16 protein-coding genes are annotated in these 15,404 nt (G+C 74.5%); 10 read left to right on the top strand and 6 right to left on the bottom strand.

What is annotated here, in order from left to right; all coding sequences use genetic code 11:
* The first annotated feature begins 65 nt into the window (after positions 1-65).
* Positions 66-803, top strand: coding sequence for a DUF6542 domain-containing protein (locus ACTG9Q_RS09205; protein ID WP_455572234.1), 738 nt, complete (start codon positions 66-68; stop codon positions 801-803).
* Positions 804-833: 30 nt separating this feature from the next.
* Here the strand turns inward: ACTG9Q_RS09205 and ACTG9Q_RS09200 are convergent, their stop codons facing one another.
* Positions 834-1,802: a 4-hydroxy-3-methylbut-2-enyl diphosphate reductase gene (locus tag ACTG9Q_RS09200; RefSeq protein WP_455572233.1), complete on the bottom strand. Its 969-nt coding sequence runs from the start codon at positions 1,800-1,802 to the stop codon at positions 834-836.
* A gap of 68 nt (positions 1,803-1,870) precedes the next feature.
* Here ACTG9Q_RS09200 and ACTG9Q_RS09195 point away from each other — a divergent pair, with 68 nt between their 5' ends.
* Genes ACTG9Q_RS09195 through ACTG9Q_RS09180 form a run of 4 tightly spaced genes read left to right on the top strand, consistent with a single transcriptional unit; the run spans position 1,871 to position 4,320 of the window.
* Positions 1,871-2,455 carry a lipid droplet-associated protein gene (locus ACTG9Q_RS09195; RefSeq protein WP_455572232.1) on the top strand — a complete coding sequence of 195 codons (585 nt, stop codon included), beginning with the start codon at positions 1,871-1,873 and terminating at the stop codon, positions 2,453-2,455.
* Positions 2,452-3,693: an exodeoxyribonuclease VII large subunit gene (gene xseA / locus ACTG9Q_RS09190; protein WP_455572231.1), complete on the top strand. Its 1,242-nt coding sequence runs from the start codon at positions 2,452-2,454 to the stop codon at positions 3,691-3,693. The genes ACTG9Q_RS09195 and xseA overlap by 4 nt, the downstream gene beginning before the upstream one ends.
* Before the next feature lie 4 nt (positions 3,694-3,697).
* Entirely contained in the window at positions 3,698-4,117 is a 420-nt protein-coding gene (locus ACTG9Q_RS09185; protein WP_455572230.1) for a sugar ABC transporter substrate-binding protein, read from the top strand.
* Positions 4,114-4,320, top strand: a complete 207-nt coding sequence (locus ACTG9Q_RS09180) for an exodeoxyribonuclease VII small subunit (protein WP_455572229.1) — start codon at positions 4,114-4,116, stop codon at positions 4,318-4,320. Before ACTG9Q_RS09185 ends, ACTG9Q_RS09180 begins: the two co-directional genes overlap by 4 nt.
* A 6-nt stretch (positions 4,321-4,326) precedes the next feature.
* Here the strand turns inward: ACTG9Q_RS09180 and ACTG9Q_RS09175 are convergent, their stop codons facing one another.
* A complete protein-coding gene (locus ACTG9Q_RS09175) occupies positions 4,327-4,941 on the bottom strand; it encodes a DUF4245 domain-containing protein (protein WP_455572228.1) in 615 nt (204 codons plus the stop codon).
* Positions 4,942-5,079: 138 nt separating this feature from the next.
* On the opposite strand from ACTG9Q_RS09175, the gene glpX reads away from it, so the two are divergent.
* Both glpX and ACTG9Q_RS09165 read left to right on the top strand, forming a co-directional pair.
* Positions 5,080-6,123: a class II fructose-bisphosphatase gene (gene glpX, locus ACTG9Q_RS09170; RefSeq protein WP_455572227.1), complete on the top strand. Its 1,044-nt coding sequence runs from the start codon at positions 5,080-5,082 to the stop codon at positions 6,121-6,123.
* 92 nt (positions 6,124-6,215) lie between these two features.
* A complete protein-coding gene (locus tag ACTG9Q_RS09165; RefSeq protein WP_455572226.1) occupies positions 6,216-6,887 on the top strand; it encodes a L,D-transpeptidase in 672 nt (223 codons plus the stop codon).
* Between the two features lies 1 nt (position 6,888).
* Here the strand turns inward: ACTG9Q_RS09165 and ACTG9Q_RS09160 are convergent, their stop codons facing one another.
* A complete protein-coding gene (locus ACTG9Q_RS09160; RefSeq protein WP_455572225.1) occupies positions 6,889-7,866 on the bottom strand; it encodes an NAD(P)/FAD-dependent oxidoreductase in 978 nt (325 codons plus the stop codon).
* 86 nt (positions 7,867-7,952) lie between these two features.
* Between ACTG9Q_RS09160 and ACTG9Q_RS09155 the strand changes: the two genes are divergently transcribed.
* Positions 7,953-9,344 carry a class II fumarate hydratase gene (locus ACTG9Q_RS09155; protein WP_455572224.1) on the top strand — a complete coding sequence of 464 codons (1,392 nt, stop codon included), beginning with the start codon at positions 7,953-7,955 and terminating at the stop codon, positions 9,342-9,344.
* Here ACTG9Q_RS09155 and ACTG9Q_RS09150 read toward each other — a convergent pair.
* On the bottom strand, positions 9,297-10,178 hold the full coding sequence (locus ACTG9Q_RS09150; RefSeq protein WP_455572223.1) for an EamA family transporter: 882 nt from the start codon (positions 10,176-10,178) through the stop codon (positions 9,297-9,299). The genes ACTG9Q_RS09155 and ACTG9Q_RS09150 overlap by 48 nt on opposite strands.
* Before the next feature lie 47 nt (positions 10,179-10,225).
* Between ACTG9Q_RS09150 and pdxR the strand changes: the two genes are divergently transcribed.
* Positions 10,226-11,599: a MocR-like pyridoxine biosynthesis transcription factor PdxR gene (pdxR, locus tag ACTG9Q_RS09145; protein WP_455572222.1), complete on the top strand. Its 1,374-nt coding sequence runs from the start codon at positions 10,226-10,228 to the stop codon at positions 11,597-11,599.
* Here the strand turns inward: pdxR and ACTG9Q_RS09140 are convergent.
* A complete protein-coding gene (locus ACTG9Q_RS09140; RefSeq protein WP_455572221.1) occupies positions 11,596-12,261 on the bottom strand; it encodes a hypothetical protein in 666 nt (221 codons plus the stop codon). The genes pdxR and ACTG9Q_RS09140 overlap by 4 nt on opposite strands.
* A gap of 99 nt (positions 12,262-12,360) precedes the next feature.
* On the opposite strand from ACTG9Q_RS09140, the gene ACTG9Q_RS09135 reads away from it, so the two are divergent.
* The gene (locus ACTG9Q_RS09135) at positions 12,361-13,878 is read left to right on the top strand and encodes an ATP-dependent DNA ligase (protein WP_455572220.1); all 1,518 of its coding nucleotides are present in this window, start codon (positions 12,361-12,363) and stop codon (positions 13,876-13,878) included.
* Between the two features lie 26 nt (positions 13,879-13,904).
* On the opposite strand, the gene ACTG9Q_RS09130 is transcribed toward ACTG9Q_RS09135, so the two are convergent.
* The gene (locus ACTG9Q_RS09130; protein ID WP_455572219.1) at positions 13,905-15,368 is read right to left on the bottom strand and encodes an AlkA N-terminal domain-containing protein; all 1,464 of its coding nucleotides are present in this window, start codon (positions 15,366-15,368) and stop codon (positions 13,905-13,907) included.
* Positions 15,369-15,404 lie beyond the last annotated feature (36 nt).

The following is a 15,404-nucleotide window of genomic DNA, read 5'->3' as shown; positions in this document are numbered from 1 at the left end:
GCGCCGGTACCCGGTTTTGCCGACGCCTGCGGACGGACTGCGCTGAACGGCTAACGTGTACGGGCGTGACTGCCACACGCGATCGCCGGGGCGATCTTGACGAGGACCGCGCCGCACCCGCGTGGGATGAACGGCCGATCCTGGGCCAGTCGCGTGGACTGCCGTGGTGGGGGGCGATCCTGCTCGCCATCGGGCTGTCCGCGGTCGCCGCGGTCATCGACATGCAGACGCGCGACACGCTCGGGCCGGTCTTCCAGGGCGCCTACATCGCGGGCTGCGTCGCCGCGGTCTGCCTGGTGCGCAGGCGCAACCTGTTCGGTCCCATCGTGCAGCCGCCGCTGGTGTTCGCGCTGGTCTCCGTCTGCGCCCTCGTCGCGCTCGGCCCCGGCGCGGGCGGCGGCCTCAAGGGCCTGCTGTTCAACGTCGCGCTGCCGCTGACGGGCAACTTCCCCACGATGGCGATCACGACGGGCGTGGTCCTGGCCATCGGCATCGGCAGGCTGTTCCTGCAGCGCAAGCCGGTCAACCGCGCCCAGGACGACGACCCCGACGGGGACGACGAGCCGCCCGCGCGCCACCCCCGCCCGGCTGACGAGCCGCGCAGGAGGCCCGCGGAGGAGCGCAAGACGCGGCCCGCGGAGGACCGGAAGCCGAGGCCCGCCGACGAGCGCAAGCCCCGCCCGGCCCAGGAGCGCGCCCGCAAGCCCCGCGACGAGCAGCCCGAGCGCCGCGCCAAGCCCGAGGCACGCCGCCCGGCCCGCGACGAGGACCGCAAGCCGCGGCGCCCCCGCCCCGAGCGCTGACCAGCAGGCCCTGGGCTGGCCGGTGCTGGGTCAGCCGGTCTTGAGGTCGCGGCGCAGCTCGGAGGGCAGCGAGAACACGATCTTTTCGTTGGCCGTGGTCACCTCGTGGACCTCGCCGTAGCCGCGCTCGGCCAGCCAGGCGAGCAGGTCCATCACCAGGATCTCCGGCACGGACGCGCCGCTGGTCACCCCGACGGTGGCGACACCGTCCAGCCAGGACTCCTCGGCCTCGCGGGCGAAGTCGATCAGGTACGACGCCCGCGCGCCCGCCTGCAGCGCCACCTCGACCAGCCGCTTGGAGTTCGAGGAGTTCGTCGAGCCGACGACCAGCACCAGGTCGCACTCCGGGGCCATCGTCTTCACCGCGACCTGGCGGTTCTGCGTGGCGTAGCAGATGTCGTCGCTGGGCGGGGCGAGCAGGTTCGGGAACCGGGCCTTGAGCTGGTCGACGCGCTCCATCGTCTCGTCGACCGACAGCGTCGTCTGGGAGAGCCAGATCACCTTCGAGGGGTCGCGCACGACGACGGAGTCCACGTCCTCGGCGGTGTCCACGAGCTGCACGTGCTCGGGCGCCTCACCGGCGGTGCCCTCGACCTCCTCGTGGCCCTCGTGGCCGATGAGGAGGATGTCGTAGTCCTGCTTGGCGTAGCGCTTGGCCTCGTTGTGGACCTTCGTCACCAGCGGGCAGGTCGCGTCGATCGTGCGCAGGTTGCGCTCGGCGGCCTCGCCGTGCACCGCGGGGGAGACCCCGTGCGCGGAGAAGACGACCAGCGCGCCCTCCGGCACCTCGTCGGTCTCGTCGACGAAGATCGCCCCGCGCTCGCGCAGGGTGTCCACGACGTGGCGGTTGTGCACGATCTCCTTGCGCACGTAAACCGGCGGTCCGTAGGTCTCCAGCGCCTTCTCGACGGTCTCCACGGCCCGGTCCACGCCCGCGCAGTAGCCGCGCGGCTTGGCCAGGAGCACGCGCTTGCGCGGCGTCGGGTCAGCAGCAGTCATGGCGTCAAGGGTAGACGCGCCCCGCCCCGCTCTGGGCAGACGCCGTCGCCTGGGGCAGGCTAGAGCGCATGAAGAGCCTCCCCCTGCCCCTGCGCGTCGCGGCCGGGCTGGCCCTGACGGCCGTGGAGCGCGCGCGTGAGCTGCCGAGCCAGCTGGCCGGCCTGCCGGTGACCGTGGCCAGCCAGGCACTGCAGGTGTCCATGCGCATCCAGCAGCAGGTCACCGAGCTGGCGATCAAGGGTGACGAGGCGCTGGCGGCGCTGCGGCCGGTCGAGGAGACCCCCGAGTGGGCGACCTTCGACGAGGACGCCGACGCCGACACCGACGCGGGCCGGGACAGCCGTCCCCCCTTCGACCGGGTCGGCGACGACGAGGCCGACGGCGAGGTCGACTTCAGCAGCGAGGAGTACGGCGAGGAGCCGGAGGACCCGTGGACGCGGGAGGAGAAGGCCATCGCCGGGGTCTCGGCGGGCCCGCCCGCCTCGGTGGGCAACTACGACGAGCTGTCGCTGCCGCAGCTGCGCGCGCGGCTGCGCAGCTTCTCCGCCGCCGAGCTTGAGGACCTGCTGGCCTACGAGCGCGGCACCGAGAACCGCCCGTCCTTCGTGGGCATGCTCACCCGTCGCATCGCGACGGTGCGCGACCAGACGTGAGCGGCCCCACCGCCGAGGAGCCGTGGCCGGTCCGCACGGTCGCCCGCAAGATCGCCGAGTGGATCAACCGGCTGGGCACGGTGTGGGTGGAGGGCCAGGTGACCCAGATCTCCGCGCGCCCGGGCACCGGCACCGCGTTCCTGACCCTGCGCGACCCGGCCGCGGACGTGTCCATGACGGTCACCTGCGCGATGGGCCTGCTGAAGTCCCAGCCCGCGCTGGCCGAGGGCGCGCGCGTGGTCGTCAACGCCAAGCCGACGTTCTTCATGAACCGCGGCACGATCAGCCTGCGCGCCGAGGAGATCCGCGCGGTCGGCATCGGCGAGCTGCTGGCCCGCATCGAGCGGCTGCGGCGGCTGCTGGCCGCCGAGGGCCTGTTCGCCCCCGCCCGCAAGAAGCGCCCGCCGTTCCTGCCCGGCCGCGTCGGGCTGATCACCGGCCGCGCCTCGGCGGCCGAGCGCGACGTGCTGGTCAACGCCACCGCGCGCTGGCCCGCGGTCCGGTTCCGGGTGGAGAACGTCGCGGTGCAGGGCGCTCTGGCCGTGCCGCAGATCGTCGAGGCGCTCTCGGCGCTCGACCGCGACCCGTCGGTGGACGTCATCGTGATCGCCCGCGGCGGCGGCAGCGTGGAGGACCTGCTGCCGTTCTCCGACGAGGCACTGTGCCGGGCAGTCTCGGCCTGCCGCACGCCGGTGCTCAGCGCGATCGGGCACGAGCCGGACACCCCGCTGCTCGACCACGTCGCCGACGTGCGCTGCTCCACCCCGACCGACGCGGGCAAACGGGTCGTTCCGGACGTCGCGGAGGAGACCGCGCGAGTACGCCAACTGCGTGATCGTGCTCGTCGGGCGCTGCACGGCTGGGTCGACCGCGAGCGGCGGCTGCTGGACTCGCTGCGGTCGCGGCCGGTGCTGTCCGACCCGCTGACCCCGCTGGACAGGCATTCCGACGCGGTGGCCGCGCTGGTCGGCCGGGCCCGGCGGGCCGTGCTCGGACGGGTGACGGCCGAGACGACCGCGCTGGCCTCGACCCGGGCGCGCTTGACGACCTTGGGGCCAGCCGCCACTCTTGCACGGGGGTATGCGGTGGTCCAGTTCACCGGTGCCGATGGGTCTGCCCGGGTTCTCCGCTCACTTGAGGACGCTCCGGAGGGCACCCGTCTGCGCGTCCGGGTCGCCGATGGAGCCCTCCACGCGGTCGCCACCGGCGATCGGGAAACGGCAGGCGAAGGAGGGTGACGCTGTGGCACGGACCGATTCGACGTTCCTGCCCCTGACCATCTCCACCGCGGCCACCCTCGCCCGCGACCCGTCCGCCGACCCGTCCGTCCGCGGTGTCCACGCGGGCGCGCTGCGCGCCGACGCCGCGGCGGCCGAGTGCTGGGCCGCCCTGCTCGCGGGCTGCGACGCCCCGGGCCGCAGGCTGCTCCCCGGGCGCCTGCGCGAACTGGGCCACGCCGCCTCGGTCTACGCGGGGCCGTCGTGGTGGCGCGCGGACTGCGCGAGCCACCGAGGTCGGGTCGACCGCGCGCAGAGTCGTATCGTCGAGGCCGTGGCCGACCGCGACGGCGCGGAGTTCGCCGAGGCGTTCGTCGGCTACGACCAGGCGGTCGCCACCGCACTGGTGCGCGTGTACAGCCAATCGAGGAGCGCGGCGCGGTGACTGAGGACTTGGGCTACGAGCAGGCCCGCGACGAGCTGGCCTCGGTCGTGGCCACCCTGGAGGCAGGCGGGCTGTCCCTGGAGGACTCCCTGGCCCTGTGGGAGCGCGGGGAGACGCTGGCCAAGGTCTGCGACCGGCACCTGGCGGGCGCCCGCGAGCGCGTCGAGACGGCGCTGGCGGCCGCGGAGGCGGAAACCTCCTGAGCCGCCCTACTCCGTGGGCAGCGGCGGCGCCGCCTGGGCCGCCTCCGCGAGCGCGCGGAACTCGGCCTCGGCGCCCGTGCCGGTGATCAGCAGCCGCACGTCCCCGAGGTCGGCCAGCCACGCCACCTCGTCGCGGCGTCCCGGGTAGACAGTCCACTTGGCACTGCCGAGGACGACCTCGCCGGCGGGCGCCGGGTCGGTCAGCTCGGTCTCCGCGCGCAGCAGGTCGGCGGCGGGCGCGCCGGACTGGCTCAGTTGGACGAACCGCTGCGGGGTCAGCCAGCCCGCCCGGACCACGACCGACGTCGGGGGCAGCCCGTCGGTGCTCGCCGAGTTCGCGCGCCAGGACGGCGGGACCGCGGGCAGCCGCAGGGGGAAGTCCACGGTCTTCGCGGTGCCCGGCAGGGTGTCGGCCAGCTCCACCGTCGGCGCGGTCGACGGGTCGACCGTCGGGCTGCCGGGGCTGAACGAGCACCCCCTGCTGAAGGCGGCCACCACGCCGACCACGATCAGCAGGGCGACCAGCGACCACACCATGTCCCGCAGGGACTGGGCGAGCCTGCGCGCGGTCGGGTCGGGGCGCGACTGGGCGTCGGGGTCGGGGATGGGCGTCTCTGGCACCACGCCATCGTCGCAGGTCCGGCCTTCGGCAGCGGGTGTGGGCCGATCGGGGGTGACGAGCGGCACCGGTTCTCCGTTCGGCACTGGACCGATCCCCTCTGGGAGGATTTCCGGGTCAGCGTCAATCCGGGAGGCAGCATGAGCACCACGTCCAGTACGCCCCGCCGTCGGGAGGCGCCCGACCGGAACCTGGCTCTGGAACTGGTCCGGGTGACCGAGGCGGCGGCCATGGCCGCGGGCCGCTGGGTCGGCAGGGGCGACAAGAACGGCGGCGACGGCGCGGCGGTCGACGCGATGCGCAAGCTGATCGGCACGGTGTCCATGCGCGGGGTGGTCGTGATCGGCGAGGGCGAGAAGGACGAGGCGCCCATGCTCTTCAACGGCGAGGAGGTGGGCAACGGCGACGGCCCCGACTGCGATGTCGCGGTCGACCCGATCGACGGCACGACCCTGATGTCCAAGGGCATGCCGAACGCGATCGCCGTGCTGGCGGTGGCCGAGCGGGGCGCGATGTTCGACCCGTCGGCGGTGTTCTACATGGAGAAGCTGGCCGTGGGCCCGGAGGCGGCCGACGTCATCGACATCACCGCCCCGGTGGCGGAGAACATCCGCCGGGTGGCGCGGGCCAAGCAGACCGAGATCTCCGACGTGACCGTGTGCATCCTCGACCGGCCCCGCCACGACCACCTGGTGGAGGAGGTGCGGGCCGCGGGCGCGCGCATCCACTTCATCTCCGACGGCGACGTCGCGGGCGCGATCTCGGCCGCGCGGCCCAACACCGGCGTCGACATGCTCATGGGCATCGGCGGCACCCCGGAGGGCATCATCGCCGCGAGCGCGCTCAAGTGCATGGGCGGCGCCATCCAGGCCAGGCTCTGGCCCAGCGACGACGCCGAGCGCGCCAAGGCCAGGGACGCGGGCCACGACCTCGACCGCGTCCTGCTGACCGATGACCTCGTCCGCGGCGACAACGTCTTCTTCTGCGCGACCGGAGTCACCGACGGCGACCTGCTGCGCGGCGTGCACTACCGCTCCGGCGGCTGCACCACGCAGTCCATCGTCATGCGCTCCAAGTCCGGCACCGTGCGCATGATGGACGGCTTCCACCGCCTGACGAAGCTCCGCGAGTACGCCTCGGTCGACTTCGACCGCGAGCACGAGTCCCTGCCGCCGCTGCCCTGATCGCGTAACGGATTGACCGCTGCCGACAACTTCGCGCCCGCCACGGCCGTCTTAGTGGGTGAGACCACTGGCCGGACAGCCGAGGAGCGGACATGCGCATCCGACACGCACTGCTGGGGGCGGCCACGGTCGCGGCACTCGCCGCCTGTGGGACGAGCGCCGCCTCGCCCCATGACGCCGCCCCCATGACGACGACGACCAGCGCGCCCACCAAGACGGTCGCCCCCACGTCCACGAAGCCCAAGCCCACGAAGCCCAAGCCGAAGCCGACGACGACCAAGCCGAAGCCCACGAAGACGATCACGAAGACGGTCGGGCCGCCGACGACCAAGCCGCGGCCGAGCGGCACGGCGACCCGCCCGCCGACGCCCCGGCCCACCACGACCAAGCCCCGGCCCGTCGGCCTGGCCAAGGGCACGCCGTGCAAGGCCACCGCCGACGCCTGCGTCGACCTCTCGGCCAACCAGTCCTGGCTGATCGCCGACGGCGCGGCCGTCTACGGCCCCGTCCCGATCACCCACGGCCAGGCGGGCTGGGAGACCCCGCCGGGGACGTTCACCGTCGGCTGGAAGAACCGCCACCACCGCAGCAGCATCTTCAACAACGCGCCGATGCCGTACTCGGTGTTCTTCAACGGCGGCATCGCCTTCCACCAGGGCAGCCTGCGGGAGAAGTCCCACGGCTGCATCCACCTGTCGCAGGCGGCGGCGGCGCGGTACTTCTCCGCCCTGGGGGTCGGCGACACCGTCCAGGTGGTCCGCTGACTCAGCCGCTGGAGTGCCCGGGGAACAGGTGCGCGTCCGGGTCGAGGGCGACGGCGATGTTGTTCACCGCCGTGGCCGCCTCGCCGAAGCCGGTCGCGATGAGCTTGACCTTCCCCGGGTACGCCGCGACGTCCCCGGCCGCGTAGATCATCTCCCGCGCGGTGCGCATGGTCGGGTCCACGGTGATGGACCGCTGGTGGATCTCCAGGCCCCAGGACTCGATCGGCCCGAGGTCGGCGGTGAAGCCCAGCGCCGCGACGACGGAGTTGGCGGGCAGCACGGGGTTCACGTCGACGCCCTTGACCGCCAGCTCGACCTCGGCCAGCCCGGACCCGTCCCCGCGCAGCGCCACGACCTCGGCGTCGGTGATGATCGGCACGCCCAGCGCCTCCACCTGCCGGACCGTCGCGGGCATGGCGCGGAACTTCGCCCTGCGGTGCACCAGCGTGACGCTGGCGGCGACGTCGTGCAGGGCCAGCGCCCAGTCGAAGGCGGAGTCGCCGCCGCCGACGATGATGACGTGGTGGCCGCGGTGGGCCTCGAAGGACGGGACGAAGTGCACCATCCCCCTGCCGAGCCACTCGCTGCCCGCGGGCAGCGGGCGCGGGGTGAACTCGCCGATCCCGGCGGTGACGAGCACCGAGCGCGCGCGCACGGTGGTCCCGCCGTCGAGGCCGACCTCGAAGGCCCCGTCCACCTCGGCCAGCTTGGCGGCCCGCCTGCCGAGCAGGTAGGTCGGCTTCCACTGGTCGGCCTGCTGGACCAGCGAGTTGACCAGGTCACGGCCCCGCACGGCGGGGAAGCCCGCGACGTCGTAGATCATCTTCTCGGGGTACATCGCGGTGACCTGGCCGCCCGGTTCGGGCAGCGAGTCGACGACGACGGTGCTCAGCTCGCGGAACCCGGCGTAGTAGGCGCCGAACAGCCCGGTGGGGCCAGCGCCGACGATCAGGAGGTCGGTGTCGATGGGAGCGGTCATGGGGGCCTGCTCTCGGGCGTGGTGGGCGTCCTCACACCAGACTATGTGGGGTCGCTGACACTGCCCAGCGCCGAGACACTGGAGCCATGCCCGAGTTCCGCATTGAGCACGACACGATGGGTGAGGTCGAAGTCCCCGCCGAGGCCCTGTGGCGCGCGCAGACCCAGCGCGCCGTCGACAACTTCCCGATCTCCGGGCGCGGCCTGGAACGCGCCCAGATCCGGGCGCTCGGCCTGCTCAAGGCCGCCGCCGCGCGCGTCAACGGGCGGCTGGGCGTGCTGGCGCCGGAGGTCGCCGAGGCCATCGCCGCGGCCGCGGCCGAGGTGGCCTCGGGCGAGCACGACGCGCACTTCCCGATCGACGTGTTCCAGACCGGCTCGGGCACCTCGTCGAACATGAACGCCAACGAGGTCATCGCCACCCTGGCCACCCGCGCCCTCGGCCGCGACGTGCACCCGAACGACCACGTCAACGCCTCGCAGTCCTCCAACGACACCTTCCCCACGACGCTGCGCGTCGCCGCCGTCGAGGCCGTGGTCGCCGACCTGCTGCCCGCCCTGGACACCCTCGCCGCCGCCATCGAGACCCGGGCCACGGAGTGGTCGGACGTGGTGAAGTCCGGCCGCACGCACCTGATGGACGCCGTCCCGGTGACGCTGGGGCAGGAGGCGGGCGCGTGGGCGCGCCAGGTCCGGACCGCCGCCGTCCGCCTGAGCGACACCCTGCCGCGCGTCGGCGAGCTGGCCATCGGCGGCACGGCGGTCGGCAGCGGCCTCAACGCGCCCGCCGGGTTCGGCGCCGAGGTGTCCGCCGAGCTGGCGTCGGTGACGGGCCTGCCGCTCACCGAGGCCCCCGACCACTTCGAGGCGCAGGCCACCCAGGACTCGGTGGTCGAGCTCTCCGGCCAGCTCCGCACGGCCGCGGTGGCGCTGTACAAGATCGCCAACGACCTGCGGTGGCTCGGGTCCGGCCCGCGCACCGGCCTGGCCGAGCTGGCCCTGCCCGACCTGCAGCCGGGCTCGTCGATCATGCCGGGCAAGGTCAACCCGGTGATCCCGGAGGCCACGATGATGGTGGTCGCCCAGGTGATGGGCAACGACGCGGCGGTGGCGTTCGCCGGGTCACAGGGCAACTTCCAGCTCAACGTGATGCTGCCGGTGATCGCCCGCAACGTCCTGGAGTCCACCCGCCTGCTGGCGGCGGTGGCGCGGCTGCTGGCCTCGAAGGTGGTCGCGGGACTGGTCCCGGACGCCGACCGGATGCGCGAGTACGCCGAGTCCTCGCCCGCGATCGTCACCCCGCTCAACCGCCACCTGGGCTACGAAGAGGCCGCCGCGATCGCCAAGCAGGCCCTCGCCGAGCGCCGCACGATCCGCGAGGTGGTCATCGCCCGCGGCCACCTCGACTCTGGCGCGCTGACCGAGGCCCAGCTAGACGAGGCTCTCGACGTCCTCAGGATGGCGCGCGGGGGCCGGTGACGGCCGCAGGCCGATCACGCACCCGGCGCAGACCAGGGCCACGCCGACCACGGCGGCCGGCCGCAGGTCCTCCGCGCCCAGCGCGACCGAGGCGGCCAGGCCCGCCACCGGCATGGCCCCCGCCAGCACGCCCGCCCGGCCCGCGCCCAGCGCGTCGACCGCCCCGAACCACAGGCAGGCCGCCACCACCGCCAGCACCGCGACGGTCGCCAAAGCCATTGCCTCGACCGGTGTCGGCAGCCGTGGCGTGTCCACAAAGGAAGCGAGGACGACGCCGAGCACGCCTGCGGCCACGTGTGCCCACAAGCTTGTGACGAGCCCGCCGTGGCGCTGGATCAGGCTCACCGCGAACAGCGTGAACCCGACCTCCGCGAGCAGGGTCAGCACCGCCAGCGGCAGGCCCGGCCCCGACGACGAGCCGCCGCCGGACAGCACCACCACGCCGAGGACCACGACCACGGCGCCGCCGACCGCCCACACCGCCGGTCGGCGGCCCGCCAGCAGGGGACCGGCCAGCGCCAGCAGCAGCGGGCTGCCCCCGAGCACCGCCGCGACGAGCCCGGGGTCGGCGTGCTCCTGCGCGCCGATCAGGGTCGCGTTGAACCCGAGCATGCCGACCAGGACCACCGCGGCCAGCGTCGGCAGGTCGGCGAGGCGCGGCCTGCCGAACGGGACGCCGCGCGCCCACATGTAGGCCGCCAGGACGGCGGCGCCGAGCACGTAGCGGGCCGCCTGCCCGGTCAGCAGCGGGTAGTCCACCAGCAGGCCGGACACCGGGACGGTGCCGCCGATCAGGGCGGCGGCGGTCAGGCCCGCCAGTCGAGGATGGGTCACGGGAAGCAGGATGGCCGGTAAGTGGACCAGGGGTAAGCTCCACTTTGATGTCTGCGAACTGGTCCACCTTTCGCGAGCTGCTGCTCCCGGGCGGCCGTCGCGCGGTGGAGGCCGGGCTGCGCGCCGCCATCCGGGACGGGACGCTGCCCGCGGCCACCCGGCTGCCGTCCAGCCGCGACCTCGCGGGCCAGCTCGGCGTCGCCCGCGGCACCGTCACCGCCGCGTACGCCCAGCTCGCCGCCGAGGGCTACCTGATCACCAGGCGCGGCTCGGGGACCACCGTCGCCACCACCCCGGCGGGCACCTGCTCCGAGTTGTCCACAAAGGACGAACCCCGCTGGCGGTACGACTTGCGCCCCGGCCTGCCCGCCCTCAGCGCCTTCCCCCGCGCCGAGTGGCAGGCCGCGACCAGGGCGGGCCTGGCCTCGCTGACCGACGACCAGCTCGGCTACCCCGATCCGCAGGGCCTGCCCGCGCTCCGCGCCGAACTGGCGGCCTACCTCGGCCGGGTCCGCGCGGTCCAGGCCGCCGACATCGTCATCACCCACGGCGTGGCCGAGAGCCAGGCCCTGCTGGCCTTCCTGCTGCGCGCCGACGGCCACCGCGCCATCGCCGTCGAGGACCCCACCCACCCCGGCTCGGCCGAGGTCTTCGCCGCCCACGGCCTGACCCCGGTCCCCATCCCGGTCGACGCCGACGGCCTGCGCGTTGACCGCCTGGCCGCCAGCGGCGCCCGCGCGGTCCTGGTCACCGCCGCCCACCAGTTCCCCCTGGGCGTGGTCCTGGCCCCCGACCGCCGCCGCGCCCTGACCGCCTGGGCCCGCTCGTGCGACGGCCTGGTCCTGGAAGACGACTACGACGCCGAGCACCGCTACGACCGCCCCGCCGTCGGCCCCGTGCACACCCTGGACCGCGACCGCGTGGCCTACCTGGGCAGCGTCAGCAAGGTCCTGGCCCCCGCCATCCGCCTGGGCTGGCTGGTCCCACCCCCGTCGCTGGCGGCCCGCGCCGTGGACCGCAAACGCCTCTCCGACCTGGGCTGCTCACCCCTGCCCCAAGCCGCCCTGGCCCACCTGCTTCGCACCGGCGGCTACGACCGCCACCTCCGCCGCACCCGCCACCTCTACCGCGCCCGCCGCGACGCCCTCCTGGACGCCGTCGCGACCCACCTGCCCGCCTGGCGCCCCCACGGCGTGGCCGCGGGCCTGCACCTGGTCCTGCGCCTGCCGGACGGCGCCGACGACACCGCGCTGGAACGCGCCCTCGCCCACCGCGGCGTCCACGCCCCCGCCCTCTCCGGCTACGCCCTGACCACCGCGCCCTTCCCCGGCCTGGTGATCGGCTACGCCGCCACGACCCCGGACCGCCTCCGAGCAGCCGTCCGGGAGATCGCGGCGGCGACTCCCCCGGAACACCGCTAGGTCGAGCACATGTCGCTGTCGCGTTCGAGGAGGAAACGCTCCAAGACGCCCGAGGAGGTGAACTGCAGGCGGTAGACCGCGTCCGGGTTTCCCGGGACGGCCACGGTGGGGCCGTGGGCGTGGTCCAGGTGCGCGGGGTTGAAGTCCGGGTACGCGGCGGCGACCTCGTCGGCGCTCCAGCCGACGCGCATCCCCTCGGGGGTGCGCAGCCAGTCCACCGCCTTGGGGTGGATCGCGAACACCCCGTGCTCCGGGTGCACGATGACCCGCTCCAGCGGCGTGATGCCCAGGGCGGGCCACACCTGGCACAGGTCATCGCCCTCGGGCAGCGGATCGGCGACACCGAGGGCCTCGGCCTCCGCCGGGGTCATGGCCAGGTGGAGGGTCTGCCAGCCGAGCGGGCCGATGACGGCGTTGGAGTCCTCGTCCGAGGACTTCGGCGGCGGTGTGGTCGACACGGGCGTGCTGACCGGCGCCTCCGACGTCGTGACCGCCACCACCGCGGGCGGTGTGGACCCGGGCGTGCTGGAGGGGGCGGCGACAGAGGTGGCAGGTGTTGCGGGGGTGGGAGGCGACGCGGGGGTGGCAGGGGGTTTGGCGCAGCCGGCGAGGACGGTCATCCCCACAGCGCCGCAGATGATCGCGATTCGTACTGCACCCATGATGTCCACTCCACTGTGTACGGGAACCTCGCATTGGTGGACGGGTGGGACCGCTCCGGGTTCCCGGCGAATGTCGGTGGTTCGGGGCACGATGGGGCCATGCTGGGTTTCGCCGACGTGGTCGCGGTGTCCTCGGCCGTGGGCGCCACCCGCTCCCGGCTGGCGAAGGTGGACGCCCTCGCGGCCCTGCTGAAGGCGGCGTCGGCCGATGAGGTGCCGGTGGTCGTGGCGTTCCTGGCCGGTGCGCCGCGCCAGGGGCGGATCGGGGCCGGGTGGCGGACGCTGGCCTCGGTGGCGGGGCCGCCCGCGCCCGCCACCACCCTGACCGTGAGCGGCGTCGACCAGGTCCTGGGCGAGGTGGCCGGGGTCGGCGGGGCGGGCTCGGCGGCCAAGCGGGCGGAGCTGCTCGGCGCGCTGCTGTCGGCGGCCACCGCCGACGAGCAGCGCTTCCTCCACGCCCTCCTGACCGGCGAGCTGCGCCAGGGCGCCCTGGAGGGGGTCATGCTCGACGCGGTCGCCCGCGCCGCCGAGCTGCCCGGGACGGTGGTCCGCCGGGCGTTCATGCTCTCCGGGCGGTTGCCCGAGACCGCCGCCGCCGCGCTGGCGGGCGGGGCGGCGGCGCTGGCCGGGTTCGGGCTGGAGCTGGGCAGGCCGGTCCGGCCCATGCTCGCCTCTCCCGGCTCGTCGCTCGCCGATGCGGTGGCCGACCTGGCGCCGTGCCTGGTCGAGTACAAGATGGACGGTGCGCGCATCCAGGTGCACAAACAGGGGTCCGCGGTCCGGGTCTGGACCAGGACCCTGCGCGAGATCACCGCCAGCGTCCCGGAACTGGTCGAGCTGGTGCGCGGCCTGCCCTGCGAGTCCGTCGTCCTGGACGGGGAAACCCTCGCCCTGACCGACGACGGCCGCCCCCGCCCGTTCCAGGAGACCATGAGCCGCTTCGGCAGCACGGTCGAGGAGCAGGTCCGCGCGCTCCTGCTGCGCCCGTATTTCTTCGACTGCCTGCACCTCGACGGCGAGGACCTGCTGGACCGCCCGCTGCGCGTCAGGACGGCGGCGCTGCGCCGGGCCGTCGGCGACCACGTGGTCCCCGGCGTCATGGAGCCCACCGCCGACGCCGCCGAGGACCTCACCGCGGCGGCGCTGCGCGCGGGCCACGAGGGCGTCATGGTCAAGGACCTCGACTCCCCCTACCAGGCGGGCAGGCGCGGGAAGGCGTGGCAGAAGGTCAAACCCGTGCACACCTTCGACCTCGTCGTCCTCGCCGCCGAATGGGGCCACGGCCGCCGCACCGGCACCCTGTCGAACCTGCACCTCGGCGCGCGCGACCCCGACGGCGGCCCGCCGGTGATGGTCGGCAAGACCTTCAAGGGCCTCACCGACGAACTCCTCGCCTGGCAGACCGCCACCTTCCCCGAGTACGAGTCCCACCGCGACGACTGGGCCGTCCACCTGCGCCCCCACGTCGTCGTGGAGATCGCGCTGGACGGCGTCCAGGCCAGCACCCGCTACCCGGGCGGCATCGCCCTGCGCTTCGCCCGCGTCATCCGCTACCGCCCGGACAAGACCCCAGCCGAAGCCGACACCCTCGACTCCCTGCGCGCTCTCCTGATCTAGGCCGTGCCTCAGATGTGGAGCACGACCTAGGCCACCGCCCGCCGCGACTGCGCGCCCGCCCGCCACAGGTGCATCCCCGCGTACGAGCGCCACGGCTGCCAGCGCTGGCTATGCGCGTCCAGGGCGTCCGGTGTGGACGGGAGTCCCAGCACCGTGGCGCCCTTGCGCAGCGCGACGTCCTGCAGCAGCAACGTGTCCGACGCGCCGAGCAGGCGCATCACCACGTAGCCCGCCGTCCACGGCCCGATCCCCGGGAAGGACCGCAGCCGCACGCACAGGTCGTTGCCCTCCGCGCCCACGTGCAGGTCCAGCTCACCGGCGGCCACGGCGGCGCAGACGGTCAGGATCGTCTCCACCCGCCGCGCGGGCCCGGTCAGCACCTCGGCTCCCCGTGCCGCGATCGCCTCGGCGGTCGGGAACAGCGTCGTCAACTCCCCGTCCGGGGTCGGCAGGCGCTCGCCGAGGACGGCGGTCAGCCGGTTCGCGGCGGTCCGGGCCGCCGCCACGGTCACCTGCTGGCCCAGCAGGGCCCGCACCAGCGTCTCGGTGCCGTCGACGGTCCCCGGCACCCGGATGCCCGGCGCCGCGGCGACCAGCGGCGCCAGCACCGGGTCGGCGGCCAGGGCCTCGTCCACGGCCACCGGGTCGGCGTCGAGGTCGAACAGGCGGCGCAGCCGGGCCACCGCCGAGCCCGTGTCGCGCATGTCGGTCAGCGCCAGGGTGGCCTCCAGGTGGCCGTTCACCGGCCGCAGCCGGGCCGTCCCGGTGCCGTGCGGCAGGCGCAGCGTCCGGGCGTACTCGCCGGGGCCCGCCGTCTCCACGCCGTCGACGGCCCGCGCCGCGAGGAAGGCCAGCAGGCCGGCGGCGTCGAAGGGCGCGCGCACGGGCAGGCGCAGGACGACGCGGCCGGGGGAGTGCGGCCGGTCGCCGCGGCGGGCGGCGCGCAGGGCGGTCGGGGTGGTGGCGAAGACCGCGCGGATGGTGTCGTTGAACTGCCGGACGCTGGCGAACCCCGCGGCGAAGGCGATGTCGGAGACCGACAGCGCGGTCGTCTCGATCAGCAGCCGCGCCTGGTGCGCCCGGTGCGCGCGGGCCAGGGCCAGCGGACCGGCCCCCAGCTCGGCGGTCAGCACCCGGGTCAGGTGCCGCTCGGAGTACCCCAGGCGCGCGGCGAGGCCGGGCACGCCCTCGCGCTCCACCGCGCCGTCGGTGATGAGCCGCATCGCCCGCCCGGCCAGGTCGGCGCGCAGGTTCCACTCCGGGGAGCCGGGCACCGCGTCGGGCAGGCACCGCCTGCACGCCCGGTAGCCCGCCTGCTGCGCGGCGGCCGACGTCGGGAAGAACTCGACGTTGGGGCGCTTGGGCGTCGTGGCCGGGCAGGACGGGCGGCAGTAGATGCCGGTCGTGCGCACGGCGGTGATGAACTGCCCGTCGAAACGGGCGTCGCGGGCGGCCACGGCGCGGTACCGCTGCTCGGGATCGGTCAGCACCGGTCCATGCTCTCAAGCGCGCCGACCCGCGGCTGG

The organism is Actinokineospora lacus, assembly GCF_053813445.1.
The sequence above is the reverse complement of the archived record's forward strand: the minus strand, read 5'-3'. Positions and strand labels throughout refer to the sequence as shown.